This is a genomic window from Methanofollis formosanus (assembly GCF_019633745.1).
Taxonomy (GTDB): domain Archaea; phylum Halobacteriota; class Methanomicrobia; order Methanomicrobiales; family Methanofollaceae; genus Methanofollis; species Methanofollis formosanus.
The window spans coordinates 1,332,200-1,356,172 of record NZ_CP037968.1 but is presented as its reverse complement, the minus strand read 5'-3'; the positions used below and the strand labels follow the sequence as shown (position 1 = coordinate 1,356,172).

16 protein-coding genes and 2 tRNA genes are annotated in these 23,973 nt (G+C 61.9%); 9 read left to right on the top strand and 9 right to left on the bottom strand.

What is annotated here, in order from left to right:
* Window positions 1–912: 912 nt before the first annotated feature.
* Both E2N92_RS06050 and E2N92_RS06045 read left to right on the top strand, forming a co-directional pair.
* Complete coding sequence (locus tag E2N92_RS06050; protein ID WP_220682784.1) at window positions 913–4,815, top strand: lectin like domain-containing protein; 3,903 nt, start codon at window positions 913–915, stop codon at window positions 4,813–4,815.
* A 39-nt stretch (window positions 4,816–4,854) separates the two neighbouring features.
* Window positions 4,855–5,052, top strand: a complete 198-nt coding sequence (locus tag E2N92_RS06045; protein ID WP_220682783.1) for a hypothetical protein — start codon at window positions 4,855–4,857, stop codon at window positions 5,050–5,052.
* Between the two features lie 738 nt (window positions 5,053–5,790).
* Here E2N92_RS06045 and E2N92_RS06040 read toward each other — a convergent pair.
* Window positions 5,791–6,477, bottom strand: a complete 687-nt coding sequence (locus E2N92_RS06040; RefSeq protein WP_220682782.1) for a TIGR00266 family protein — start codon at window positions 6,475–6,477, stop codon at window positions 5,791–5,793.
* Between the two features lie 369 nt (window positions 6,478–6,846).
* Here E2N92_RS06040 and E2N92_RS06035 point away from each other — a divergent pair, with 369 nt between their 5' ends.
* Window positions 6,847–10,212 carry a lectin like domain-containing protein gene (locus tag E2N92_RS06035; RefSeq protein WP_220682781.1) on the top strand — a complete coding sequence of 1,122 codons (3,366 nt, stop codon included), beginning with the start codon at window positions 6,847–6,849 and terminating at the stop codon, window positions 10,210–10,212.
* 224 nt (window positions 10,213–10,436) lie between these two features.
* On the opposite strand, the gene E2N92_RS06030 is transcribed toward E2N92_RS06035, so the two are convergent.
* The gene (locus E2N92_RS06030; protein WP_220682780.1) at window positions 10,437–10,598 is read right to left on the bottom strand and encodes a hypothetical protein; all 162 of its coding nucleotides are present in this window, start codon (window positions 10,596–10,598) and stop codon (window positions 10,437–10,439) included.
* Between the two features lie 197 nt (window positions 10,599–10,795).
* Between E2N92_RS06030 and E2N92_RS06025 the strand changes: the two genes are divergently transcribed.
* The gene (locus tag E2N92_RS06025) at window positions 10,796–14,089 is read left to right on the top strand and encodes a lectin like domain-containing protein (protein WP_220682779.1); all 3,294 of its coding nucleotides are present in this window, start codon (window positions 10,796–10,798) and stop codon (window positions 14,087–14,089) included.
* Between the two features lie 506 nt (window positions 14,090–14,595).
* On the opposite strand, the gene E2N92_RS06020 is transcribed toward E2N92_RS06025, so the two are convergent.
* The 4 genes from E2N92_RS06020 to E2N92_RS06005 form a co-directional block, all read right to left on the bottom strand.
* A tRNA-Ala gene (locus E2N92_RS06020) sits at window positions 14,596–14,667 on the bottom strand.
* Between the two features lie 154 nt (window positions 14,668–14,821).
* Complete coding sequence (locus tag E2N92_RS06015) at window positions 14,822–15,832, bottom strand: transcription initiation factor IIB (protein ID WP_220682778.1); 1,011 nt, start codon at window positions 15,830–15,832, stop codon at window positions 14,822–14,824.
* Between the two features lie 328 nt (window positions 15,833–16,160).
* A complete protein-coding gene (locus E2N92_RS06010) occupies window positions 16,161–16,817 on the bottom strand; it encodes a histidinol phosphate phosphatase domain-containing protein (protein ID WP_220682777.1) in 657 nt (218 codons plus the stop codon).
* Entirely contained in the window at window positions 16,814–17,086 is a 273-nt protein-coding gene (locus tag E2N92_RS06005) for a signal recognition particle subunit SRP19/SEC65 family protein (RefSeq protein ID WP_220682776.1), read from the bottom strand. The genes E2N92_RS06010 and E2N92_RS06005 overlap by 4 nt, the downstream gene beginning before the upstream one ends.
* A gap of 54 nt (window positions 17,087–17,140) precedes the next feature.
* Between E2N92_RS06005 and hypB the strand changes: the two genes are divergently transcribed.
* Both hypB and E2N92_RS05995 read left to right on the top strand, forming a co-directional pair.
* On the top strand, window positions 17,141–17,788 hold the full coding sequence (gene hypB, locus E2N92_RS06000) for a hydrogenase nickel incorporation protein HypB (RefSeq protein ID WP_220682775.1): 648 nt from the start codon (window positions 17,141–17,143) through the stop codon (window positions 17,786–17,788).
* An 84-nt stretch (window positions 17,789–17,872) separates the two neighbouring features.
* Entirely contained in the window at window positions 17,873–18,250 is a 378-nt protein-coding gene (locus tag E2N92_RS05995; RefSeq protein WP_220682959.1) for a 30S ribosomal protein S8e, read from the top strand.
* 996 nt (window positions 18,251–19,246) lie between these two features.
* Here E2N92_RS05995 and E2N92_RS05990 read toward each other — a convergent pair.
* On the bottom strand, window positions 19,247–19,585 hold the full coding sequence (locus E2N92_RS05990; protein WP_220682774.1) for a DsrE family protein: 339 nt from the start codon (window positions 19,583–19,585) through the stop codon (window positions 19,247–19,249).
* Window positions 19,586–19,755: 170 nt separating this feature from the next.
* On the opposite strand from E2N92_RS05990, the gene E2N92_RS05985 reads away from it, so the two are divergent.
* Complete coding sequence (locus E2N92_RS05985) at window positions 19,756–20,178, top strand: hypothetical protein (RefSeq protein WP_246589336.1); 423 nt, start codon at window positions 19,756–19,758, stop codon at window positions 20,176–20,178.
* Complete coding sequence (locus E2N92_RS05980) at window positions 20,175–20,639, top strand: DUF2240 family protein (protein ID WP_220682773.1); 465 nt, start codon at window positions 20,175–20,177, stop codon at window positions 20,637–20,639. Before E2N92_RS05985 ends, E2N92_RS05980 begins: the two co-directional genes overlap by 4 nt.
* Window positions 20,640–20,647: 8 nt before the next feature.
* On the opposite strand, the gene E2N92_RS05975 is transcribed toward E2N92_RS05980, so the two are convergent.
* Together E2N92_RS05975 and infB are read right to left on the bottom strand one after the other, a co-directional pair.
* On the bottom strand, window positions 20,648–21,052 hold the full coding sequence (locus tag E2N92_RS05975; protein WP_220682772.1) for a 30S ribosomal protein S6e: 405 nt from the start codon (window positions 21,050–21,052) through the stop codon (window positions 20,648–20,650).
* A 72-nt stretch (window positions 21,053–21,124) separates the two neighbouring features.
* Window positions 21,125–22,936 (bottom strand): translation initiation factor IF-2, encoded by a 1,812-nt coding sequence (gene infB, locus E2N92_RS05970; protein WP_220682771.1) that lies wholly within the window; start codon window positions 22,934–22,936, stop codon window positions 21,125–21,127.
* Window positions 22,937–23,234: 298 nt separating this feature from the next.
* Between infB and E2N92_RS05965 the strand changes: the two genes are divergently transcribed.
* Window positions 23,235–23,307, top strand: a tRNA-His gene (locus E2N92_RS05965).
* Window positions 23,308–23,973: the final 666 nt, after the last annotated feature.

Genomic DNA, 23,973 nt, shown 5'->3' with positions numbered 1-23,973 from the left:
CCGTTTCGCGAGAGGATAGAGCGGGGGACGGCGATGAAGTAGTGTGCTCTCTCCCGTTTGGTTCAATCTTCGGGGTCATGACAACGAAACAGCGTCGTGATCAGATCACGCCGTCCCCTCATCATCGGATCTTTCCTGCCGTCTCGCGAGAGGATAGGACGGGGGACGGCAACAAAGATCGACCTTCTCCCGTCCGCTCCTATCTTCGGGGTCATGAAAACAGGATAGCGTCATGATCAAACCACGCCGTCCCACCTTCACCGGATCTGTTCTGCCGTCTCGCGAGAGGATAGGACGGGGGACGGCGATGAAGTAGTGTGCTCTCTCCCGTCCGGTTCAATCTTGGGGGTCATGAAAACAGGACAGCGTCATGATCAAACCATGCCGTCCCCTCATCATCGGATCTTTCCTGCCGTCTCGCGAGAGGATAGGACGGGGGACGGCAACAAAGATCGACCTTCTCCCGTCCGCTCCTATCTTCGGGGTCATGACAACGAAACGGCATCGTGATCAGATCATGCCGTCCCACCTTCATTGGATCTGTTCTGCCGTTTCGCGAGAGGATAGGGCGGGGGACGGCGATGAAGTAGTGTGCTCTCTCCCGTCCGGTTCAATCTTCGGGGTCATGAAAACAGGACGGCGTCATGATCAAACCATGCCGCCCCCTCGGGGGTTGCACCCCCCGGATGCATGAGAGGTGCTCCCGCATCATGCCCGATTCAACCCGGACTTTTTTGATCCCCGGTCCCGGGAAGAGGCGTCATGCATCCACCTGTTCTGATATATCGAGATTTCCTTTTTCAAACGATCTGTTAACTTGTAATTTATCACAAATCTATTATTCAAACTCCAAACCGGACAATTCATATCCTTTTTTCCCCATATGTCCCGTTTATAAAGAAGATGAGAGCCATGACCACCCCATCACGACATATTCTGATAGTGCTCGTCTGTGTGGGGCTTGCCCTCCTTGCCATGCCCGGTGCGGCCGCCCCCCTGGACCAGTCCTTCTTCCTTTCTCCGAATGAACCGGCCCCTTCCCCCGGGGCAGACGACTCTCCGACTGCCGATGCGGCCCCTGAACTTGAGGCCGCACCCCTGAATCGGTCCCTCATCCTCCCCCTGGATGATCCGGCCGCCTTCCCCGGCACAGACAGCACTCTGACTCCCGGTGCGGTCCCTGGCCTGGAGGTCGCGCCCCTGAACCCTGCGTTCGTCCGTTATCAGGAGGAACAGGAAGCAGCGAACGGCCCCGTGCTCCTCTGTGCGGTCGCTCCCGAGGACGGTATCCTCCCCCCGCTCACCGGACTCGTCCCCCCGCCCGTCACCCTGGTCTGGTCTGATGGCGGTGTTGTCGCTGCGACGGCCGAACCGCCATCGGAGGCGTACTTCAACCTCGCCGACGAGGGCCGCGTCACTGCGGTGAAGGACCAGGGAAAGTGCGGATCCTGCTGGACCTTTGCCTCCCTTGGCTCCCTGGAGTCCGCGCTCCTCACCGACGGGTTCGGCAGCTGGGACCTCTCTGAGAACAACATGAAGAACACCCACGGCTTCGACGCCGGGCCCTGCGACGGCGGCAACGCCTTCATGGCGACGGCCTACCTCTCCCGGTGGTCGGGGCCGGTGAACGAGAGCGACGACCCCTACCTCCTCCCGAACCCCTCTCCAGACTCGCCCGCCGGCCTTGCGCCGGTGATGCAGGTGCAGAACGTCACCTTCCTTCCGCCGCGTGCCGGTCCCCTCGACAACGACCTGATCAAGACGACGATCAAAGAGGAGGGCGGGCTCTATGCCGGGTTCCTGGTGAACTACTCCTGTTTCGGACCGAACGCGGTCACCTACTACCTGCCCGAGAACAGCACCGCAAAGCTCGACGGCGGCCACGGCGTCCTCCTGGTTGGATGGGACGACGCCTACCCGGCCGCGAACTTCGTCGAGACCCCGCCCGGCGACGGTGCCTTCATCGCGAAAAACTCCTGGGGCACCTCGGTGGGGGACGACGGCTACTTCTACATCTCCTACTATGACCGGAGCGTCGGGCGCTTCAAGAACCCGGCGAGGGAGTATATCGGCGACGCTGGGGCCGCGGCGACCGTGCTCTTCACCGGCGAACCCCTCGGCACCGACGACCACCTCTACCAGTACGACCCTCTCGGCTCCACCCAGAGCATCGGCACCTCGACCACGATGTACGGCGCGAACCTCTTTACCGTGGAACACTACGAAGTCCTGCACGCCGTCAGTTTCTACACCCGCGAACCCGGCACCGCGTACGAGGTCAGGGCCTCTTCCCTGGATGGAGGCCTCCCGTACCAGACCTCCTCCGCACACGGGACGATGGCACTCCCCGGCTACCACACCGTCCCGCTCGACACCCCGATGCCCCTCGTCCCGGGCCAGAACTTCTCGGTGGCCATCCGGGTCGCCTCCCCGTCCGACACCCACCCTCTCGCCGTCGAGATGCCGATCGAGGACTACTCGAGCAATGCCACCGCCCAGCCGGGCGAGAGTTTTGTGAGCCTTGATGGGATGGAGTGGGCCGACCTGACCGATTTCTTCCCTGACACCAACCTCTGCGTCAAGGCCTTCACGCGCGACCCCATCAGCGTGCCCGCGGACTATGCCACCATCCAGGCGGCAGTCGACGCCGCCCTGCCCGGCCAGATGGTCTTCATTGAAGACGGCACCTATACCGAGAACGTCGTGATCGACAAACCGCTCGCCCTCGTCGGTTCACGCGACGCCGTCATCGACGGAGGCGACGCAACCGCACTCAGCCTCACCGCGTCCAATGTCACTCTCCGGGGATTCTCGATCACCGGCGGTGACGACGGCGTCCAGGTCGCCGGCAACGACACGACGTTCGTCGACCTGCATCTCAGCGGGTGCGGAGGAGACGGGATCGAGGTTGAAGGCGCTTCAAAGACCTTCATCGCCGACACCGAGATCCTTGATGGCATGCACAACGGGATAAAGGTCAACAATGCCTCGAATGTCTTTGTGTTCGGGTGCGCTCTCACCGGGAACGGCGGCAACGGGATGAGCGTCGACGATGCCTCAAATGTCATCGCGTACCGGTGCACTCTCACCGGGAACGATGAAAACGGGATGAGAACCGATGATGCCGCCGAGGTCATTGTGCTCCAGTGCACCCTCGCAGAGAACGATGACAACGGGATGTGGGCCGTTGATACCGCCGACCTCAGTGTGTACAATTCCAACGTCTCGGTGAACCATGACAACGGCGTCGAAGTCTCCGGTTCCAACTGGACGGTATTCGTCGGCGTGAACGTCGCCGCCAACGGCGAGAGCGGGATCGCCCTCTCGTCCGCCGACGCATTCATGGTGACACGCTGCACGGCCACCGGCAACGCCGAGGCAGGGATTGCCCTCAACTATGTGAAGAACGGGGGGATCTCGCAGAACACGATGGCCGGGAACCGATGGAACCTCTTCTTCGCCCCCTCCGACGGCGCTGAAGACACCGTCATGATCGACGAGACAAACACCGTCGACGGAAAACCGGTCTATGTCTGGAACGACCGGCACGACGAGGCCGTGCCCACCGATGCCGGGATGGTGTACCTGATGGGATGCCGGAACGTCACCGCCGCGGACCTCACGCTCTCGGGCAACTTTATGGGACTGTATCTCTACAACTCGACCGACATCACGGTCAGGAATGTCCTGGCCTCCGGCAACGATGCAGGGGCGTACTGCCGGTACGTCGACAACCTCTCGGTCGACGCCTCGGCGATGGTAGCCAACGGGTTTGCGGGTTTCGTCTCGCAGAACTGCACGGCCCTCGAGGTCACGGGCTCGCGCATCGCCGACAACATCGTGGGTGCGATCGTTGTCGCCGACGATCCGGCCGACACCCTCTTCTGGCGCAACTCCTTTGTCAACAACAGCGCGGGCCACCTCGGCGCGATGGGGGAGGTCACCCTGAACACCACGGCGCCGGTTGCATACCGCTATAACGGCACCTACTACAGCCGTGCCCTCGGCAACTACTGGGACGACTATGCGGGCACCGACACCGACGGCGACGGGGTCGGCGAGACGCCGTACGCCGCCCGGAATATCTTTACCCTGACGAGCGTCAACGACACCTGCCCGCTGGTCGAACCGGAGGACCGGTATGTGCTTGGTGCCCCCCGCAACGACGGCAGGGATGACTGGGGCGGGATCGGTGCCGCCGGCGACCTGAACGCGGGCGCCACCACCTCGATGCAGTTCGAGGGTTCGGCGGTGACCGAGATCACCCTCACCGCTGCAAAGCGGATCGACGGGATCATGGTGACCGTCGCCCGGGCGACAGACGGGCCCGACGACCTGGACAAACCGGTCTACCAGTACCTTACCGCTACCCTCACCTATGTCGGCGACGATGCGATCGCGGAGGCGGTCTTCACCTTCGACGTCCCGACGGCATGGCTGAAGGCGCAGGGCCTCTCCCCCGCGGAGGTCGCCCTCTGGCGCTATCACGACGGGACGTGGATTGAACTCCCGACCGAGATCGTGCGCGAGGAGAGCGGCTCGATCGTCTACCATGCGACGTCGCCCGGGTTCTCGTACTTCGCCGTGGCGGCGGGCCGGACGATCGAACCGGTGCCGACCGTGCCGTCTACGGAGCCCGGCGCAATCCCGGTGAACGCCACCGCGGAAAAACCGGCCGTCTCCGAAACACCGGTCCCGGCCGTCACCACGACGACCGCGAACCCCACACCGACCACCCCGGCGCAGAGTCCCCTGCCCTGGTGGTCGGCAGTGCTCGCGGCCGGCGGCGCCCTTGCCCTCCGGCGCCGCCGGTGAGAGGAAGATATTTCCTCCTCTCCTTCACACTTTTCTCATATGGACCGTTCGCACACTCGGAGTATTCTTGTCCTCTTCGTCGCCGTGATGGTCGGCATCCTTGCCAGCCGTTTTATCAGATCGCTCTGGCCCGACCCGGTCGTCATGTTCGTCGCGACGGCGGGCGTGATCATGGCGGTCGACCTCCTCCTCACCGCCCTCCTGGAGCGGACGGGGTGGGGAGGCGGCCGGGAGTAATGAAAGGCGAGTGGGTTTTGTAGAATCGGGCATGAACGCGGAGTTCAAGCATACGGGATGAAAATATCATATCAGAGTTGGATCAGTTCTTGACCCTCATTCTTGCGTTCGAGGAGCGAATAGAAGTTGAGTATTATGCCGCCCCTCGGCTATCTTTGTCTTCTCGACTCCCTTCGGTCGTCAGCGAAAGTCTGCGGCTCGTGGCACATCTTTGATTTGCCATGGGCCGAAGGCTTTCGAGAGAGTCCCCGGCGAGAAGATGGGGGAAGGCGGTTGAATCGCACTCGCACCCAGAAAAGGTGAGGGTTTACCATGAAAATGATCCTGACGTCATCTCTCCAGGTTTCCATAATGGTTTGAATCCACCAAACGCCTTCAGGACTGATACAGAGATTGCAGATGCATCTCCTGAATGATCGGGCCTCTGCCTTCCCTGCCCTGTCTTCGTCCCGGGGTCCGGGGGCAGCGCCCCCGGCACCGATGTTTGGGAAGGCGTGATGATCCGATGTGCCGCCCTCATCGTAGAATCGTTCCTGGAATCTCGCACCGGGGGGTTTCACCCCCCGGACCCCCCACGACGAAGATGGGTGGGGGCGGCAATGAAGTGGTCGCTCTATGTGGTGTCCTGCTCCGAAGAGGGAACAAGGATCCACTCACCAGAGACCACCAGGAATGTTCATCCTGTATGCTTGAGCCAGAGGTTCATGCCCGATTCTACACAGCCGAAAAAAAGGTAATTTAGTCCCCCGAGGTCTGGGTCGGGAGGTAGGGGATGAGCGACCCGGCAAGTTTGGCGATGTCCATCGACTGGAGGACGACCTTGCCCGGGCCGGTGAGGGTGGTCAGGAAGAGTCCTTCGCCGCCGAAGAAGACCGTCTTCACGCCGCCGGCCAGTTCGATGGAGTAGTCGACGGTCGAGTCGAACCCGACCACAAGTCCCGTCTCGGCCCGGATCGTCTCGCCCGGAGCAAGGTCCATCTCGATGGTGTCGCCGCAACAGTGGAGGAAGGCCCTGCCGTTCCCGTGGAGGCGCTGGAGGATGAACCCCTCGCCGCCGAAGAACCCTGACCGCAGCTTCTTCGTGAAGGCGACGTCGAGGGTCACGCCCTCCTCAGAGCAGAGGTAGGCGTCTTTCTGGGCGATGAACTCTTTTCCGTCCACGTCCACCGGGAAGATCCGGCCCGGCACATTCCCGGCAAACGAGACGAAGCCTTCACTGCCGTTCGGGGTGAACTCGGTCAGGAAGAGGCTCTCGCTGGTGAGCATTCTTTTGATCCCGCCGAAGAGACCGCCCTTCAGGTGGGAGTCCATCTGCATGTTGCCGCTCATGTTCACCATGGCCCCGGCCTCGGCGTTGATCTTCTCGCCGTGCGAGAGGGCGATTTTGACCATCTGGAGGTTGTCTCCGATTATCTCGTACTTCATCTGAGATCGTGTATTCGTCTGGCAGCACTTCCATATGATATCTCTGTTTCGGCCGGGGCGGCGCGCCGGATTTTGTCTCTTTTTTTAAGGTCGCTATGGGGATTTATCATCTATTATGGCGGACCGAATGCATTGTATCGTACGATACAATGCAGGCTCTCATCCGTTACGCCGGAGATTCGGCCTCATCCGTCGCTTTGTCCGGGCAGAGGGTGACGGCCGAAAATCGATTCATTTCAGTATTGTAATATATGGACGTTTCTGTTTTTTTATCGGGCCAATATCGAATCATTATTGAGTATATTTTATTTTTCGCCCGAATCGGTCGAGTTTTTACCATATTTGTTCCTTTTTATGAATGTGCCGGAGATGAGCACCATGACCAACCAGCACCTGCCGATCATACTTCTCCTCTGCCTGTGTATCGCACTCCCCGTCGTGCCGGCGGCGGCGGGCCTCGATATCGAGGCCGCACCGTTGAACCCCGACTTTGTCCGGTATATGGATGAGCAGGAGGCGGCACCTCCCGCGGTGCCTCTGTTCCTTGCGGCCGCACCCGCACCTGAACCGTCGGAGAACGAATATCCCGTCTATCCGAACAGTCTGATCCCTGCGCCCGGCACCCCGCTCTGGCCTGACGGATCCGCTTCCGTCGTTGCGACGGCCGAACCACCCGCGGAACCGTACTTCAACCTTGCCGACGAGGGCCGCGTCACCACGGTGAAGAACCAGGGGAAATGTGGGGCCTGCTGGACCTTCGGCGCCCTCGGGTCGCTTGAGTCCGCGCTCCTCAACGACGGCCTGGGCGAGTGGGACCTCTCTGAAAACAATATGAAGAACACCCACGGCTTCGACGCCGGGCCCTGCGACGGCGGCAACGCCTTCATGGCGACGGCCTACCTCACCAGGGGGTCGGGGCCGGTGAACGAGAGCGACGATCCCTACCTCCTCCCGGTTCCGTCCCCTGAGTCCCCTACGGGGCTCTCGCCGGTGATGCAGGTCCAGAACGTCACCTTCCTCCCGCCGCGGGACGGTCCCCTCGACAACGACCTGATCAAGACGACGATCAAAGAGGAGGGCGGGCTCTATGCCGGGTTCCTGGTGAACTATTCCTTGTTCGGACCGAACGCGGCCACCTACTACCTGCCCGAGAACAGCACCGCGAAGCTCGACGGCAGCCACGCCGTCCTCCTCGTCGGGTGGGACGACGCCTACCCGGCGGCGAACTTCGTCGAGACCCCGCCCGGCGACGGCGCCTTCATCGCCAGGAACTCCTGGGGCACCTCGTCGGGGGACGACGGCTACTTCTCCATCTCCTACTACGACCGGAGTATCGGGCGCTTCCAGAACCCTGCGACCGAATATATCGGCACCGGCCGGGCCACGGCGGCCGTGCTCTTCACCGGCGAACCGGCCGATTCCTACGACCACCTCTACCAGTACGACCCCCTCGGCTGGACCACCAGCATCGGCACCGGGGTCTCGACCACGATGTACGGTAAGAACCTCTTCACCGCGGAGCGCTACGAATTCCTGGAGGCGGTGAGTTTCTTCACCCGCGAGCCCGGCACGGCCTATGAGGTCAGGGTCGCCCTCATCGAGGGGGACACCTCCCGTCAGGTGTATGCCGCCAACGGGACGATGGCGCTCCCGGGTTACCGCACCCTCCCGCTCGACGCGCCGGTGCCCCTCGTCCCCGGCCGGGAATTTTCGGTGACTCTCAGGGTTACCGCCCCGGCCGACACCCACCCCCTCGTCGTCGAGATGCCGGTTGCAGGCTACTCGAGTGGAGCCGCAGCCCGTTCAGGCGAGAGCTTTATCAGTCTCGACGGGGGAGACTGGGACGACCTGACCGCCTTCTTCCCTGACACCAACCTCTGCATCAAGGCCTTCACGCGCGATCCCGTCAGCGTGCCCGGGGACTATGCCACCATCCGTGAGGCCGTCGCTGCCGCCACGCCGGGCGATGTGATCCTTCTCGGAAGCGGCGTGTACAACGAGAACGTCGTCATCGACCGGCCCCTCACCCTCATCGGGAATGGCGACCCGGTCGTCGACGGAGATGGCGGGGACGTGCTCACCCTGACCGGGTCGAATATCACTGTCCGGGGAATCACCCTCACCGATGGCGCCGACGGGATCCTGGTCGTCGGCAATGACGTCACGCTCGCGGACCTGACGGTGACCGACTGCAGTGAGAACGGCATCGCCGTCACCTCCTCTGCATCGTTTACGCTGACCAACTGCACGGCAGTCGGAAATGCCGGGGCCGGCCTGAACTTCGACGATGTGAGGAACGGCACGCTCTCCCGGAACACGATGGCCGGGAACCAGTGGAACCTCCGCTTCGTCCCGGCCGCGGGTTATGAGAGTTCGATCGCGATGGACGAGACGAACACCGTCGACGGCAGACCGGTCTATGTCTGGACCGGGAGACACGACGAGGCCGTGCCCGGAGATGCCGGGATGGTGTACCTGATCGAGTGCCGGAACATCACGGCAGAGGATCTCGCCCTCTCCGGCAACTATGTCGGCCTGGTCGTCTCCGACTCGACCGGCGTCACCGTCAGGAACGTCACGGCCACCGGGAACTTTGCCGGGGCGTTCTGCCGGGGTTCGGACGCCCTCTCGATCAGCGACTCCGCCTTTGTGGGCAACGCGTACTCGGGGTTTTCATCTCTCAACTGTACGGCGACGACCGTCACCGGTTCGCGTATCGCCGACAACACGGTGGGCGCGTTCCTTGCCGCCGCAGATCCGACCGACACGGTGCTCTGGCAGAACACCTTTGCAAACAACACCGGCGGCCACCTCTCCCTCGAAGGGCAGGTCGCCCTGGACTCCACCACCCCGCTCCCGTACCGTTATAATGGAACCTATTTCATGCAGAGACTCGGCAACTTCTGGGACGATTATGCCGGCACCGACACCGACGGCGACGGCATCGGCGAGACACCGTATGCCGTCCCGGGTCTCAACGACACCGCACCGCTGGTCGTCCCCTCCGATCACTATGGGGTCGGCGAAGTCCCGCCCCCGACTCCCACCCCGACGCCGACACCCGTCCCGCCCGCACCCGCACCCGCCGGCGGCGGGGGAGGGGGAGGCGGTGGCGGAGGACACCGTGCTCCTTCCCCGCCCCCGATGCCCTTCCCGATGGAACCGGCCGCCCCTCTCCATGAGGCCTCGTACGAGGTGAAGAGTCAGTCCGCCGTCTCGGCGGTCGACCTGACCGCGGCCGCCGACCTCGCCGGTGTCAGGGTGACCGCCGAGAAGAAAGCCCTGCCCTCAGACATCGTCCCGCCCGCAGCCGCGGTCTACGAGTACGACGAGATCACGCTCTCCCATATCGCCGACGCTGATCTCCGCGGCGCTCTGATCTCCTTTGCCGTGCCCCTCGCATGGATCGAGGCGCAGGGCGCCGGGACGCAGGATATCCTCCTCCTCAGGTATCGTGACGGCGCCTGGGTTCCCCTGAAGACGAGGTTTGTGAAGGAGGAGAACGGCGAGGCACGGTATGTGGCGGAGACACCGGGCTTCTCGTACTTCGCGATCGCCGTTGCGGAGAGGCCGCAGGGAGAGGAATCTCCGGCCACGCCGGCGGTTGTCGAGGAGGCCCCGGCCGGGACACCGCCCTCCGATGCCCCCCCAAACCCGCACCCGACCCCGGTCGGGCTTATCATCCCCTGCCTGGCGGCAGGTATTGCCGCCCTCCTCCTTGTCAGGAGGAGGTGAGGGCTCTTTTTTTTGGCTGCGTCGATACCGGGGGATCTCATAACGTCCCCTGGAACTTCGTTTCGGGAGCGATTCTCCGGAGTCCTGAAAACAGAAGGATATTTTATGAGATTACTCAATACATCTCGATCGATATATAGTTGATCGCCGTTGGAACGATTCTCTCGTACTTCGTCTGAGATTGTCGATCTCTCAGGCAGCACATTCAAAGTGAAAATCCGGTTTCAAGGCGGTTGTGGCGGCCGGTCATCTCTTTTGATGGTCATTATGAACGGTATCGGAATATGATGTGCTTCATCTTGCCGGTTGCTCATGAGGGCGTATTTCATCTCCTTTTCAGTGCCGGTAGGTGGTACGGGCTGAAAATCGCCGAATTCGGGTATCATGACATCTGGAAATTTCTGTTTCGCGATCCAGAAAAAAATTGAATCTCTACCGAGTATATCCCATTTTCCGATCTGGGGGCTCGACCCATTATTATATCTCCATCATTTTATGCATCGTATCGAGATGAAAATCCATGTCCCATCCGCACTTCACGATCATAGTTTTTCTCCTCTGCCTGTGTCCATTTCTCGCGGGCGTGCAGGCAGCGGATCTTGAGATCGAGACCGCACCGCTGAACCCCGATTTTGTCCGGTATATGGAGGAGCAGGAGGCAGCACATTCCAGGGCAGCGACACCCGTACCCCGGACGTCGGAGAACAATTATCCCATCTGCCCGGAAGGCCTGATCCCTCCGCCCGACACCCCGCTCTGGTCCGGGGGTGCCGTCGCTGCGACGGCCGACCCGCCGACTGAACCGTACTTCAACCTCGCCGACGAGGGCCGCGTTACCCCGGTGAAAGACCAGGGACAGTGCGGCACCTGCTGGGCCTTCGCCTCGCTGGGATCGCTTGAGTCCACCCTCCTCGGGGATGGGTTGGGCGAGTGGGACCTCTCGGAAAACAATATGAAAAACACCCACGGCTTTGATTGGGGGCCTTGCTACGGGGGCAACCCCTTCATGGCGACCGCTTACCTCGCCCGGGGGTCAGGGCCGGTGAACGAGTCTGACGACCCCTACGTTCCGTCCTCATCCTCAGTCTCGCCCACCAACCTCGATCCGGTGCTCCATCTCCGGAACGTCACCTTCCTCCCGCCGCGTGCCGGTCCCCTCGACAACGACCTGATCAAGGCGATGATCAAAGATGAAGGTGGTCTCTATGACAGTTTCCTGATGAACTACTCTGCCTTCGGGACGAAATACACTACCTACTATCTATCCGAGAACAGCACTGCATATTACGACGGCGCCCACGCGGTCCTCCTCGTCGGATGGAACGACACCTACCCGGCGGCAAACTTCGTCGAGACCCCGCCGGGCGACGGCGCCTTCATCGCCAAAAACTCATGGGGCGCCTCGAGTGGGGACAACGGCTACTTTTACATCTCCTATTATGACAAGAGTCTCGGGCGTTTCCAGCTCAGGCGGACCGAATTTCTCGGCACCGATCGAATGGCAGCGGCCGTGCTCTTCACCGGCGAATCGCTCGACACCTCCGACCATATTTACCAGCACGACCCCCTCGGGTGGACCGCCAGCATCGGCACCGGTAAGACGACCACGATGTATGGGATGAACGTCTTCACGGCGGAGAGGACGGAGAGCCTGACCACGGTCGGTTTCTACACCCGCGAACCCGGCACCGCCTACGAGGTCGGGGTCCACCTCGCCGACGGGGACCGGGTCAGTCAGGTCTATGCCGCGAACGGGACGATGGTGCTCCCGGGTTACCACACTCTCCCGCTCGACCGGGCGGTGCATCTCACTCCCGGCCGGAACTTCTCGGTGTCGCTGAGGGTCACCTCTCCGACCGACACCCATCCCCTCATCGTCGAGAAACCGCTCTATCGTTACTCAAACCAGGCCACAGCCCATCCAGGCGAGAGTTTTGCGAGCTCCGACGGGGTTTCCTGGTATGACCTGACTGAATTCTACCCGGACACCAACCTCTGTATCAAGGCCTTCACGGTCGATCCCGTCAGGGTGCCCCAGGACCATGCCGCCGTCCAGAAGGCCGTCGACGCTGCGGTGCCGGGGGGGATGGTCATGGTCGCAAACGGGACATATCACGAGAACGTCGTGGTCGACCGGCCGCTCACGCTCGTCGGGGACGGCGACGTGGTCTTCAACGGGACCGGCGGGGGGGACGTGCTCACCCTCACCGGGCCGGGGATCACCGTCAGGGGCTTCGCCCTCACCGGCGGCCGCAACGGAGTTCTGGTCACCGGCGAGGACGCCGCGCTCGCGGACCTGGCGGTGACCGAATGCAGCGGGAACGGCATCGTGGTCGACGGGACCGCCGGTGCCGGCGTGCTCGGGTGCACCGTCTCCGGGTGCGGTGCCGATGGGATCGCCGTCGCCTCCTCCGCATCCTTTACGCTGACCGACTGCACGGCGATCGGGAATGGGGGGTCAGGTCTGAACCTCGCCGCCGTGAAGATCGGCACGCTCTCGCAGAACACGATGGCCGAAAACCGGTGGAACCTCAGGTTCGCCCCGACCCCGGGCTATGAGGGGACGGTTCGGATAGACGAGACGAACACCGTCGACGGGAAACCGGTCTATGTCTGGGCCGGGCGGCACGACGAGGCCGTCCCGGCGGACGCCGGCATGGTGTACCTCGTCGGGTGCCGGAACATCACCGCCGAAGGACTCACCCTCTCGGGCACCTATATCGGCTTCGCCGCCTCCGACTCGGCTGGCGTCGCGGTCAGGAATGTCACGGCCGTCGACAACTACGCGGGGCTCTCCTGTCTCAACTGCACGGCGACGACGGTCACCGGATCCCTCATCGCCGACAACACGGTGGGTGCGGTCCTTGCCGCCGGGAGTCCGGGGGACACGGTGCTCTGGAAGAACACCTTTGCAAACAACCCCGGCGGGAACCTTGCCCCGAAGACGCCGGTCGCCCTGAATAGCGCCGCTCCGATCCATTACCGCTATAACGGCGCCTCGTTCGCGCACGTCCTCGGGAACTCCTGGGACGACTATGCGGGCACCGACACCGACGGCGACGGCATCGGGGAGATGCCGTATGCCGTCGAGGGCGTCATCGACACCTCCCCGCTGGTCGAGTCGGCCGACCGCTATGCGGTCTTTGTCCCGCCTCCACCGACCCTGACCCCCACGCCCGCACCGACCGCGACTGTGACCGCGGCGCCGTCCTCGCCCTCCACCCCCCGCGGCAGCGGTGGCGGTGGCAGTGGCGGCAGCCGGAGTGCCCCACCGCCGCCCGCCGCACCCTCGCCGGACGAACAGGGTGTCTCTCTCCATGAGGTCTCGTACGAGGTGAAGGGCCGGTCGGCGATCTCTACGATCGACCTGACCGCGGCCGCCGACCTCGCCGGTGTCAAGGTGGTCGCCGAGAAGAAAGCCCTGCCTTCCGATATCGTCCAGCCCGCAGCCGCGGTTTACGAGTACGACGAGATCACGCTCTCCCCTCTCACCGGCGTCGATCTCCGCGGCGCTCTGATCTCCTTCGCCGTGCCCCTCGCATGGATCGAGGCGCAGGGCGCCGGGACGCAGGATGTCCTCCTCCTCAGGTATCGTGACGGCGCCTGGTCCTCCCTCGAGACGACGTGTGTGAAAGAAGAGAACGGCGAGGCACGGTATGTGGCGGAGACACCGGGCTTCTCGTACTTCGCGATCGCCGTTGCGGAGAGGCCGCAGGGAGAGGAATCTCCGGCCACGCCGGCGGTTGTCGAGGAGGCCCCGGCCGGGACACCGTCCCCCGAGGCGCCTACAACAACCCCGGAGCGGACCCCGGTTGGGCTTGTCATCCCCTGCCTGGCGGCAGGTCTTGTATTCCTCCTCTCAGGAAGGAGAAGATAAGGGTAAGACTGTGAAGAATCGTTCATGAGGTGGAAGCACACCTCAAGCATACTTTTTCGTCGCAGTTTGTGGTGGTGTGCCAGAATGGAACGGAAAAATCGACTCAGATAATATGCCGGGTAAAATCCCTCCTCACTTTTCATCTGGGAGGGGTCCATTCGCACCTGATCGGCCTGCTGCCCCTATTGAGAACTTTCACCGCCATCTCGCGCCGGGGGCTCTGCCCCCGGACCCCCACGACGAGGATAGCCAGGGGGCGGCGATGAAACCAGATCTTCCAAAGGTTCTGTCGCGAGGATTGGGATCCCACCCACACACCGTAGCGCAGCTCAGAAAATTTTCATCGCGTATGCTTGAGCCTAGGGTTCATGCCTGATTCTACAAAATCCGGACGTTCATAGAGAAACAGATTCCTCTCTTCACTCCGTCCATTCATGGCGTGGGAGGTTCTGAGGCACCCCCGAAAAAACGCTCACGCTCTTCTCCAGAAAAATCTTCAAAAGGAATGGACCCGGCGGGATTTGAACCCGCGGCCTCATCGTTGCGAACGATGCGATCTACCCCTGATCTACGAGCCCGTGCATGGAATCAGTGCCTGATCCTGCCAGGTACTGTTGCCTCTGTTCCCTTATATCTGTTCCTGATGAATCCCTCGCCGCCGGCACCCCCACCTCCCGCGGAGGAGACTCTGACACAAAGGGCGCGCCGACGCCGGGAGAGAAAAAAATGAGATCAGAGAATGATCTCGATATCCAACTTCTCTGCCAGTTCCTTGTACCGGTTCCGGATCGTCACCTCGGTGACGCCCGCCACCTCGGCCACCTCACGCTGGGTGCGCCGTTCCCCGGAGAGGATGGAGGAGATATAGATCGCCGCCGCCGCGACGCCGGTCGGCCCCCGGCCGCTCGTCAGTTCGCGTTCGCCTGCCTGCCGCAGGATCTCGACCGCACGGCTCTGCACCTCGCCCTTCAGGGAGAGCCCCGAGCAGAAGCGCGGCACGTAGTCGATGGGCGAGGTCGGCAGGAGCTTGAGCCCCAGTTCGCGGGAGATGAACCGGTACGTCCGGCCGATCTCTTTCCTCGAGACCCTGGATACCTCGGCGATCTCGTCGAGCGTCCTCGGGACCGAGCACTGCCGGCACGCCGCATAGAGCGCGGCCGCCGCGACACCTTCAATCGACCGGCCCCTGATGAGGTTCTTGTCCACCGCATCGCGGTAGATAACCGCCGCCGTCTCGCGCACGTTCCTGGGCAGACCGAGGGCCGAGGCCATCCGGTCCAGTTCGGAGAGTGCGAAGGCGAGGTTGCGCTCGGTGGCGTTCGAGACCCTGATCCGCCGCTGCCACTTGCGCAGACGGTACAACTGGGCCCGGTTCTTCGAGGAGATCGCCCGGCCGTACGAGTCGCGGTTCCTCCAGTCGATCATCGTCGAGAGACCCTTGTCGTGGATCGTGAAGGTCATCGGCGCACCGACACGGGACCGCTTCACCCGCTGGTCGTGGTCGAAGGCCCGCCACTCAGGACCACGGTCGATGAACTCCTCGTCGAGGACCAGTCCGCAGTTCTTGCAGACCAGTTCGGCCCGCTCGTAGTCGTGGACCAGCTGACGGCTGCCGCACTCAGGGCAGACCGTCTCGCTCGTTGCCTCCCTCTTGACCTCCTTCTCTCTGACCGGGGTGCGGACTCTCTTCTTGAGGGCCTCGCGCTCGCTCTGAAGCATCTTTAGTTTCTCGATTTCTGCCATTTCCCATCACCTTTTGTATAGAGTTTCTCGCCCGCGCTCTGGCTGTGGTCTCCCCGGCAGAAGACCGCGGCATAGGGCGAAGCGACGTTCCCGAATATGTCCACAACTTTCCCGATTGGTCTGAGGCGCCTACTGAACACGTCGCCATAGAGGCGGGGGAGCCTGGCGGCGTCGCATCTGACGATCAGCAGACGAGAGCCGCAAGTTTTAACTACGGTGCCCAAAAGTTTCAATAGAGTAACCTCGGCAAAACTCCGATGGATATGGAGTGATGTATATAAATGAGTTTCGACAGTATTTAAAAGTATCGTAAAAATATAAATGTCGGTTACATCCCGAGTAAATCCGAAAGAATATTTATAGATGCTGATCTCCGGCACTCGTCCTCTGTTAGCCCCGCACCGCGAGCAACAGCCATTCTCTCCTCTGCACTCATCAGGTCGGAGGGCGCATGGGCGTCTGAGTCCACGACCACCATGCACCCGGCCTCCCTGGCGGTCACCGCCACGTACCCATTCGTCCGGTTATGGCCGGCCCGCGCCGTGATCTCCAGGGCGATCCCGTTCTCTGCGGCAAGGCGTGCGTCCTCGGGGGTGATAAATCCCGGATGGCCCAGGACATCGACGTCGGGGCAGACGCAGGCGGCATGGTTCGTCCCCGGTGCCACCGGTTCGACGGTCGTCTCGCCGTGGACCACCACCAGGTCCGCGCCCTGATCTTTCGCGAAGGCGGCGAGCCCGGCGATCTCCTCCGGCGGGACATGGGTGATCTCCACCCCGCAGAGGAGTTTCACTCCGTAGCGTGCGGCGCTCTCCCTCAGGCACGCCGTCGTCTCGACGACTGTCCTGATATTCGAGCAGTCGACATGGTCGGCGATCCCGACGACCTCGTAGCCGAGGACCGAGAGCCGTCTCACCAGTTCGATGGGCAGCAGCTCGCCGTCGCTGAGCGTGGTGTGGGTGTGCAGGTCGTACAGCCCGCTCATCTCTTCACCTCGAGGGCCCGCGCCACCTTCAGGATCAACGCACTCTTGGGGCCCTCATAGTCGACGACGACCCGGCCCTCGCGCTTGTGCCAGTGGGCGGGGTGGTGCTTCTCCTCGGTCCTGAAGGAGCACCCGCATTTTTTGAGGGCGTCCTTGAGGTCGGCGAGGCTCGGGTCCCTGACCGCGAGGGCCTTCGGGACGCGCCGCCCTTGGGCCCGTCTCAGACCGGCATGAAAATAGCAGGGATAGAGGACGCAGACACGTTCCATGACTGTTTAGGTAGATGGTGAACCTATATAGGAGTCACGTTCTATACTCAATGTATGCATCACATTGACGTCCAGATCGAGAAGGATGTGTATGCGGCGAACGACAAACTTGCCGCCGCCAATGCCGCCCACCTCAAGGGACACGGAGTCCGGGCCTTCGACCTCCTCGGCGCGATCGGGTCGGGCAAGACCTCGCTCATCGAACGCCTCGCTCCCCTCCTCAAAGCCCGTGGGCTGAATGCGGGCGCGATCGCCGGCGACGTCTACGGCGACGACGACTTCAAGCGGATCGTCGCCCTCGACATCCCGGCCGTCAATGCCAACACCGGCACGGAGTGCCATCTGGACGCCCACCTGGTGGAGCACGCCATCGAGCACCTTGCCCTCGACGATATCGACATCCTCTTCATCGAGAACGTGGGCAACATGGTCTGCCCCACCGACTTCGCCCTCGGCGCCGAGAAGCGGATCGTGGTCGTCTCCTCGACCGAAGGCGACGACGTCGTGAACAAGCACCCGATGATGTTCCGGGGCTGTTCCATCGGGGTGATCAACAAGGTCGACCTCGCCCCCCTGGTCGGCTGCGACCTCGACCGCATGGAGGCCGACATGCGCCGGTACAACCCCGAGATGCAGATCTTCCGGACAAACATGAAGACCGGCGAAGGGATGGAAGCGCTCCTCGATGCCGTTCTGAAGTGATCAGAAATAAATACAGAGAGCCTGAATATATATAGCACTCTCTATGGGATTCTGGTCTCACAGAAGATAACCTGAGGTGATATTATACAGTGGCAAGGTAGATCCGTCCGGCGCCTCACCGGTGGGAGGAACCACCCGGCAGTCGGTAGGCGGCGGTACCAGCGCGGCCGGGCTCCGGCCGAGACCCACATCGGGGAGAACAGGAACCGCAGCGTCAGGGTTCACGGTGGCGAGAGAAAGGTCCGGGCACTCCGTGCCAACTTTGCGTCCGTCTCGAACCCTGCGTCCGGTGAGACAAAGAAAGTCGCGATCCAGAATGTGGAAGAGAACCCGGCAGATATCAACTACGTCCGCCGGAACCTCCTCACCAAGGGTGCGATCATCAGAACTGAACTCGGGCGGGCCCGTATCATGAGCCGCCCCGGTCAGGACGGCGTGGTCAACGCCGTGCTGATCGAGTAACCCCCTTTTTTTGGATTTTTAAAATTGAGCATGAGCTTCGGGCTCAAGTGTTCTGCGATTGAACCATTGTTCGGAACAGTGTTTCAGGATGTGGACAGATCTCTCTCCTCGCGACTGGAAGATCTCGCGATGGGGGACGGCACATTCTGATCAGTACGCCGCCACGTTGTCATGATCCCGAAGATTGGAGCAGGACGAGAAAGGGGCGATCATTCTTCACCAGGAACATGCGTGATGCCGTCCCCCGTCCTATCTTCTCGCGAAAAGGCAGAACAGATCGACGATGGTGGGGACGGCATGGTTTGATCATGTTGCCGTCCCACTTTCATGACTCCGAAGATTGGAGCAGGACGGGAGCAGGTCGATCTTTGTCGCCGCCCCGCCCCATCTTCTCGCGAGACAGCAGACCAGATCGATGATGAGGGGACGGCACATTCTGATCAGTACGCCGCCACGTTGTCATGATCCCGAAGATAGAACCTGGACGGGAAAGGGGCGATCATTCTTCACCAGGAACACGCGTGATGCCGTCCCCTGTCCTATCTTCTCGCGAAGTACCAGAAAAGATTCTGTGATTGGGGGACGGCAATTCAGATCATGACGCCGTTCTATTTTCATGATCCCGAAGATAGAACCTGGACGGGAAAGGGGCGATCATTCTTCACCAGGAACACGCGTGATGCCGTCCCCCGTCCTATCTTCTCGCGAAACGGCAGAACAGATTCGATGATGAGGGGACGGCACATTCTGATCAGTACGCCGCCACCTTTTCATGACCCCGAAGATAGAACCTGGACGGGAAAGGGCCGCTCATTCTTCACCAGGAACACGCGTGATGCCGTCCCCCGTCCTATCTTCTCGCGAAATACCAGAAAAGATTCGATGATGGGGACGGCATCTTTTGATCACCACGCCATCCCGCCGTCGCATGGGGGGACCGGGGAGTGGCTCTCCCCCCGGCATCCGGAGCCTATAGTTCAGTTATTTAACAACCGTTCACGGCCTGATGTACGCAAACCCCTCGGCCTCTCTCCTCACGATCTCGCCGACCCCCGAGGGCACGACGGTCACGACCCGCGGGAAGTCCTCCCGCGTGAAACCCCGGGCCCTGCAACTGTGGGCACAGACCGCGAAGCGCACCCCTGCTTCGGCGAGGGCCCGGACCTCATCGCCGTACGGCCCGGTGATGAGCAGCACCTTCACTCCGTCGCCGTTTGCCACGACTTCGGCGGCGACATCGTCCCCGAACTCTTCGAGGAGGTGTTCGACGTTTCGCATCGCAGTCTCTCCCTTGCCGGCCTCGGTAAGGTGGACCAGGACCTGCCTATTCTTCACCCTTCACCCACTCCCCCGCCCCCCGGCGGCATCTCCCCCTCTCCCCCTGCGCTCATATAAGTTCTGATCCGGGGGACGCTCAGGCCGTTGTACAAAAAACTCATACCCCCCTTCTTCAAGCCGGGAACGATTAGCAGAAGTTATCAGGTCCACCTGCACATACCTCTATAATGCGCAGAGTGTACTACCGCTTCCCCACCCGCTTTGACCTCAATTTCTCCCTGATGGTCCCGTTCCCCCGGGCAATCGGGGCCATCGCCGCCCTCCACCGTACCCATACCAACCGACGGGAGGGGGGCGACCTCTTCAAGCACCACCTGATTCTGGAGATCGCCGACGACCGTACGCGCTTCCTCCCGGTCGACCTCCTCCCCGGCCTTGCGAATGAGGTGACCGAGTCGGCGGACTTCAGGTTCTCGGTCCACGAGACCCTCCTCCGTCCCGAGGGTCGGGTGCCGGTCTCTGAGAACACCTTCCTCGTCAGGGTCGTCGACCGCGGCCCGCAGTCCGAGGTCTTTGTCGTCAAAGAAGGGACTGGCGGGTCGCTGGACGCGCTTGACGTGAGAGACCGTCTCAAGGGTGCCTGCGAGTGAGTCTCGAAGTCACGGTCGCGGCCCCCTTCAAGCAGATGCACAAAGGGGAGATGGACCGGAGCCAGTTCGTCTTTTTCCTTGCCCTGGACCGGAAATGGATGAACGTCGACCAGGCCAACGCCGTCGTCCGTCTGGCCGAGGCGGCCGGGCTGGTGAAGGTGGAGGACGGCATCGTCTCCCCGCTCATCGATGTCTCGGCCGTTGCGATCCCGCTGGGGTTCAAACCCGGCCCCGAGGTCTTCGATGCCCCGGACCCCTGCCACGACCTCGTCGAGCGGATCGCTCAGGCCACGGAACGCGAGACCGGCGAGGTGGTCGCGGAGATGAACCGGGTGACCGACGAGGAGTTCGACGGCAAACTCCGGGCCGGCGCCGCGGCGGTCCTGCTTGCCCGGCGCTACGGTGTAGAATGGATTGACCTCCTGCCTGCGATCCGGAAAGGAGTGGCAGGAGAAAAATAGATTTATTTTTACTCTGCTGCTGCTTCTTCCTCAGACTTCCCGAAGATCTCCTCGAGAGTCTGGGCACCGTATGCCGAGACGATAGTGTTGATCTGGACGAAGTCCTGCGTGACCTCGTTGCCTCTGATCGTCTTCCTGCGCCGCTCACCGTCGAGTTCAGGGTGGAACCCGAAGCCCTCCGAGAGGAGGATCCGCCTGCGGCCCGCGCCCGGCAGGTCCTTTCTGGCTGCGATCCCGGTCTTATCGGAGCCGCCGGAGATCTGGAGCGTGTAGCCCGCAAGTCCGAGAGGCGTGCCGTCCACCTCGTCGCCGATCTTCTTCCCGACAAATCCGGAGGCTGCAGCCCCGCTGGCCTCAATATTGTAGGCGCGGCCCGCCTTCCTGTCTGAAACGACAACCTTGAAATCGACCATTATCTCTGACTCCTTCTCATCCTGATACTATCAGAACCTGTCTATAAAATTGGATGATACCATTATTAAATACTACTTGCCCCAGAAGGGATTGTCCTTCCTCCTGATCGTGGTGTACTCCTCGAGCACCTCGCGCATCCCTGGGTTCAGGGTGGAGATCATCTGGGTTTCCAGGACTTTCACGTGGTTTTCCGGGATATATGCATAGAGATCGTCTTTCTCGTTGATCTGCCGTCCGACGGTTGCACCTTCGATCGCGACCGCGACCTCGGCGCCGGCGTCAGCCTCGGGAACGTTCTCCTGCGCGACCTGGATGGTCTTGACGGTTCCGACCGCTTTGCTGTCCCTGCGCATCAACCGCACGCCGCTCCTCAGTTTTCCGCCGAGCACCCTGACCCCCACCACGGCCGGGTTGCTCTGCCTGAAGACGCACCCCTCGAGGATGGTGACCTTGGCCGGGAGGATGATCCGTTCGAAGCGTGCCGCTTCGATCTTGCGTTTCTGTTCCTCGACCCACTCGGTGTACTCGTCGATGAGTTGATAGATGACGTCGCCGACGAAGACCGAGACCTTGCAGGTCGGCTGTTTGAGGATCTCGATGGCGTCCGGGAGCAGGGGGGTGTTGAAGGCGAGGAGCACGGCGTTCAAGGGCTCTTTGATCGTCTCGACCTCGATGAGGTCGTGGCGGCTCACCGGCCCGACCTCGGCCTTCAGGATCTTGATCCCGTGCCCCTGCAGTTCTTTGGCCAGGGCTTCGAGGGCTCCGATGGTGTCGGCCTTGATGAAGATCCCTTCGTCTGAGAGGTCGACGTGGATCTCCTCGACCTCGCGGCGGACCTCCTCGTTGATGGCGTCGATATCCTCGGAGGCCGGGATGGCCCGCAGCGGCGATCCCGCGACGACGTTCTCGAGTCTGGGTGCCGAGACCTTGATCCCTGATGCGGCGGTGACCGATTTGACGCGCTCGAATTTTTCCTCGACCAGGATCTCAGACATCGGCCGCGGCTTGAGAAGAGAACGGATCTTGGTGTTGACCACGCCGTCCGTGGTGGCGACGGCCACCTCATCGCCGACCGAGAGGGTGCCGTCGTAGAGGATGACGTCAAGGGTCATCCCGAGGCCGCGCTCCTCTTTCACTTCGAGGACCGTCCCCGTACCCGGGCCGTCGACCGAGACTTCGAGCGCCTCGGTCATGTAGCGCTGGGCAAGGCCGACGAGCATGAGGAGCAGGTCGGGCACGCCCTCGCCGGTGACCCCTGAGACCGGGACGATGGCGATGTTCTTGGCGAAGTCCGAGACCCGGTCGAAGCGTTCGCAGTTGAAGCCCTTCTCGGAGAGGGTGCCGATCAGTTCATAGGTCTTGTTCTCCAGGTCCATCTTCACGCGGTCGCCCTGGGTCTCGAAGGTCTTTCTGAAGGGTGCGTTTTTGTTGACCCGCCATCCGTGGATACGGTCGACCTTGGTGGCGGCCACGACGAAGGGGGTGCGGTATGTCCTGAGAATCTCGAGGGCCTCGATGGTCTGCGGCTGGAAGCCTTCGTTGATGTCCACGACCAGGATGGCCATGTCGGCGAGGGCGCCGCCCCGTGCGCGGAGCGTCGTGAAGGCGTGGTGGCCGGGGGTGTCGATGAAGAGGAGGCCGGGGACGTTGACCTTCAGTTTTTCAAACGCACCGCTCATCTTCTGGATGGCATCAAGAGGGACGACCGTCGCCCCGATGTGCTGGGTGATCGCCCCGGCCTCGCCGGCGGTCACCGAGGATCCCCGGATCCAGTCGAGGAGTGAGGTCTTGCCGTGGTCGACGTGCCCGAGGACGCAGACGATCGGCGTCCTGATCGCGGGTCCTTCGCTCTTCTGTGATTCCTTTTTTTTCTTTTTGCCCATTGGTTCCACGCCCCCTTTCATGCACTGATCTGCAACGCCTCGCTCTGGCGGGTCGGTGGACGGCAACCCGAATATTTTTTGCCCTCCGAAGAACCGGTGCCGTCTCACACGCTCGCAAAATTCCTGCCTCTCCCGGGAGGTAGGTTTTTGACTATATTAAGGCGCCTCCCCGTATTAATGCTCTCCTCCCCCGCGCCTGTTCCGGTATGATGGCCGGATGCGGGCAGACCGGCGTTCTGCGGCCCTCCGGTGCCGATAGGTTAATCTGTGGTGGCATGTAACATAGTAGAAGCCTTTTGCCGGGGTGGGGTAGTTGGTCATCCTAGGGGACTGTGGATCCCCCGACCCGGGTTCGAATCTCGGCCCCGGCCCTCTTGTTTTCGAGTGATCTTCTTCGGTGAGCGGGAGCGTTTTTCTTCTCGGTGGGGGTTTCAGAAAGGGGGTCTGAGAAGACAACCGATCGGCTCTGCAGATCATGCGGGCTCTCCACTCATAGTTGCCAGATAATATCGTGAAGAGCGTGGTGCCGCCTGCTCGAGGGCTTTTCCCCGGGTACAAGAGAGCAGGTTCGCATTCTTCGTTCATTTCGTGGGATGGCCCTTCTGATCGGTCTGTCTCCCCCGTGCCATCGATACCCCTGTTCATGAGGGGGAAGGCGTGATGATCCGACGCGCTGCTCCCTATCGTACGATCTTTCCTGCCATCTCCCATGAGAATTGGGCGGAGGACGACGGTGGCCTGCGTTCGTCTCTGGTGTTTTGCCGCAAGTCGATGAGCGGGGATCTGCGGTGTGGCCATCGCACTTTGATCTTCGGGGTCGGGGCGACAGGGCGAGTGTGATGATCAGACCGTGCCGCCCTCTACCGCACGATCGTTCCTGCCGTCTCGCGAGAAGATAGCCGACGGGTGGCAAGGGAGTGTGATGCCGCTGAAAAACGATCGGCCCTCTCCCGTCCCGGTTCTATCCTCGGGGTCATGATACCAGGACGGCATACTGATCAGACCATGCCGTCCCATCATCATCATCGATCTGTTCT

What these genes read in the sequence shown, in the direction of transcription:
- E2N92_RS06050 (WP_220682784.1), top strand. Translation starts at nt 913, where the DNA reads ATGACCACCCCATCACGACATATTCTGATAGTGCTCGTCTGTGTGGGG.
- E2N92_RS06045 (WP_220682783.1), top strand. Translation starts at nt 4,855, where the DNA reads ATGGACCGTTCGCACACTCGGAGTATTCTTGTCCTCTTCGTCGCCGTG.
- E2N92_RS06040 (WP_220682782.1), bottom strand. Translation starts at nt 6,477, where the DNA reads ATGAAGTACGAGATAATCGGAGACAACCTCCAGATGGTCAAAATCGCC.
- E2N92_RS06035 (WP_220682781.1), top strand. Translation starts at nt 6,847, where the DNA reads ATGAGCACCATGACCAACCAGCACCTGCCGATCATACTTCTCCTCTGC.
- E2N92_RS06030 (WP_220682780.1), bottom strand. Translation starts at nt 10,598, where the DNA reads ATGATACCCGAATTCGGCGATTTTCAGCCCGTACCACCTACCGGCACT.
- E2N92_RS06015 (WP_220682778.1), bottom strand. Translation starts at nt 15,832, where the DNA reads ATGGCAGAAATCGAGAAACTAAAGATGCTTCAGAGCGAGCGCGAGGCC.
- E2N92_RS06010 (WP_220682777.1), bottom strand. Translation starts at nt 16,817, where the DNA reads ATGAGCGGGCTGTACGACCTGCACACCCACACCACGCTCAGCGACGGC.
- E2N92_RS06005 (WP_220682776.1), bottom strand. Translation starts at nt 17,086, where the DNA reads ATGGAACGTGTCTGCGTCCTCTATCCCTGCTATTTTCATGCCGGTCTG.
- hypB (WP_220682775.1), top strand. Translation starts at nt 17,141, where the DNA reads ATGCATCACATTGACGTCCAGATCGAGAAGGATGTGTATGCGGCGAAC.
- E2N92_RS05985 (WP_246589336.1), top strand. Translation starts at nt 19,756, where the DNA reads ATGCGCAGAGTGTACTACCGCTTCCCCACCCGCTTTGACCTCAATTTC.
- E2N92_RS05975 (WP_220682772.1), bottom strand. Translation starts at nt 21,052, where the DNA reads ATGGTCGATTTCAAGGTTGTCGTTTCAGACAGGAAGGCGGGCCGCGCC.
- infB (WP_220682771.1), bottom strand. Translation starts at nt 22,936, where the DNA reads ATGGGCAAAAAGAAAAAAAAGGAATCACAGAAGAGCGAAGGACCCGCG.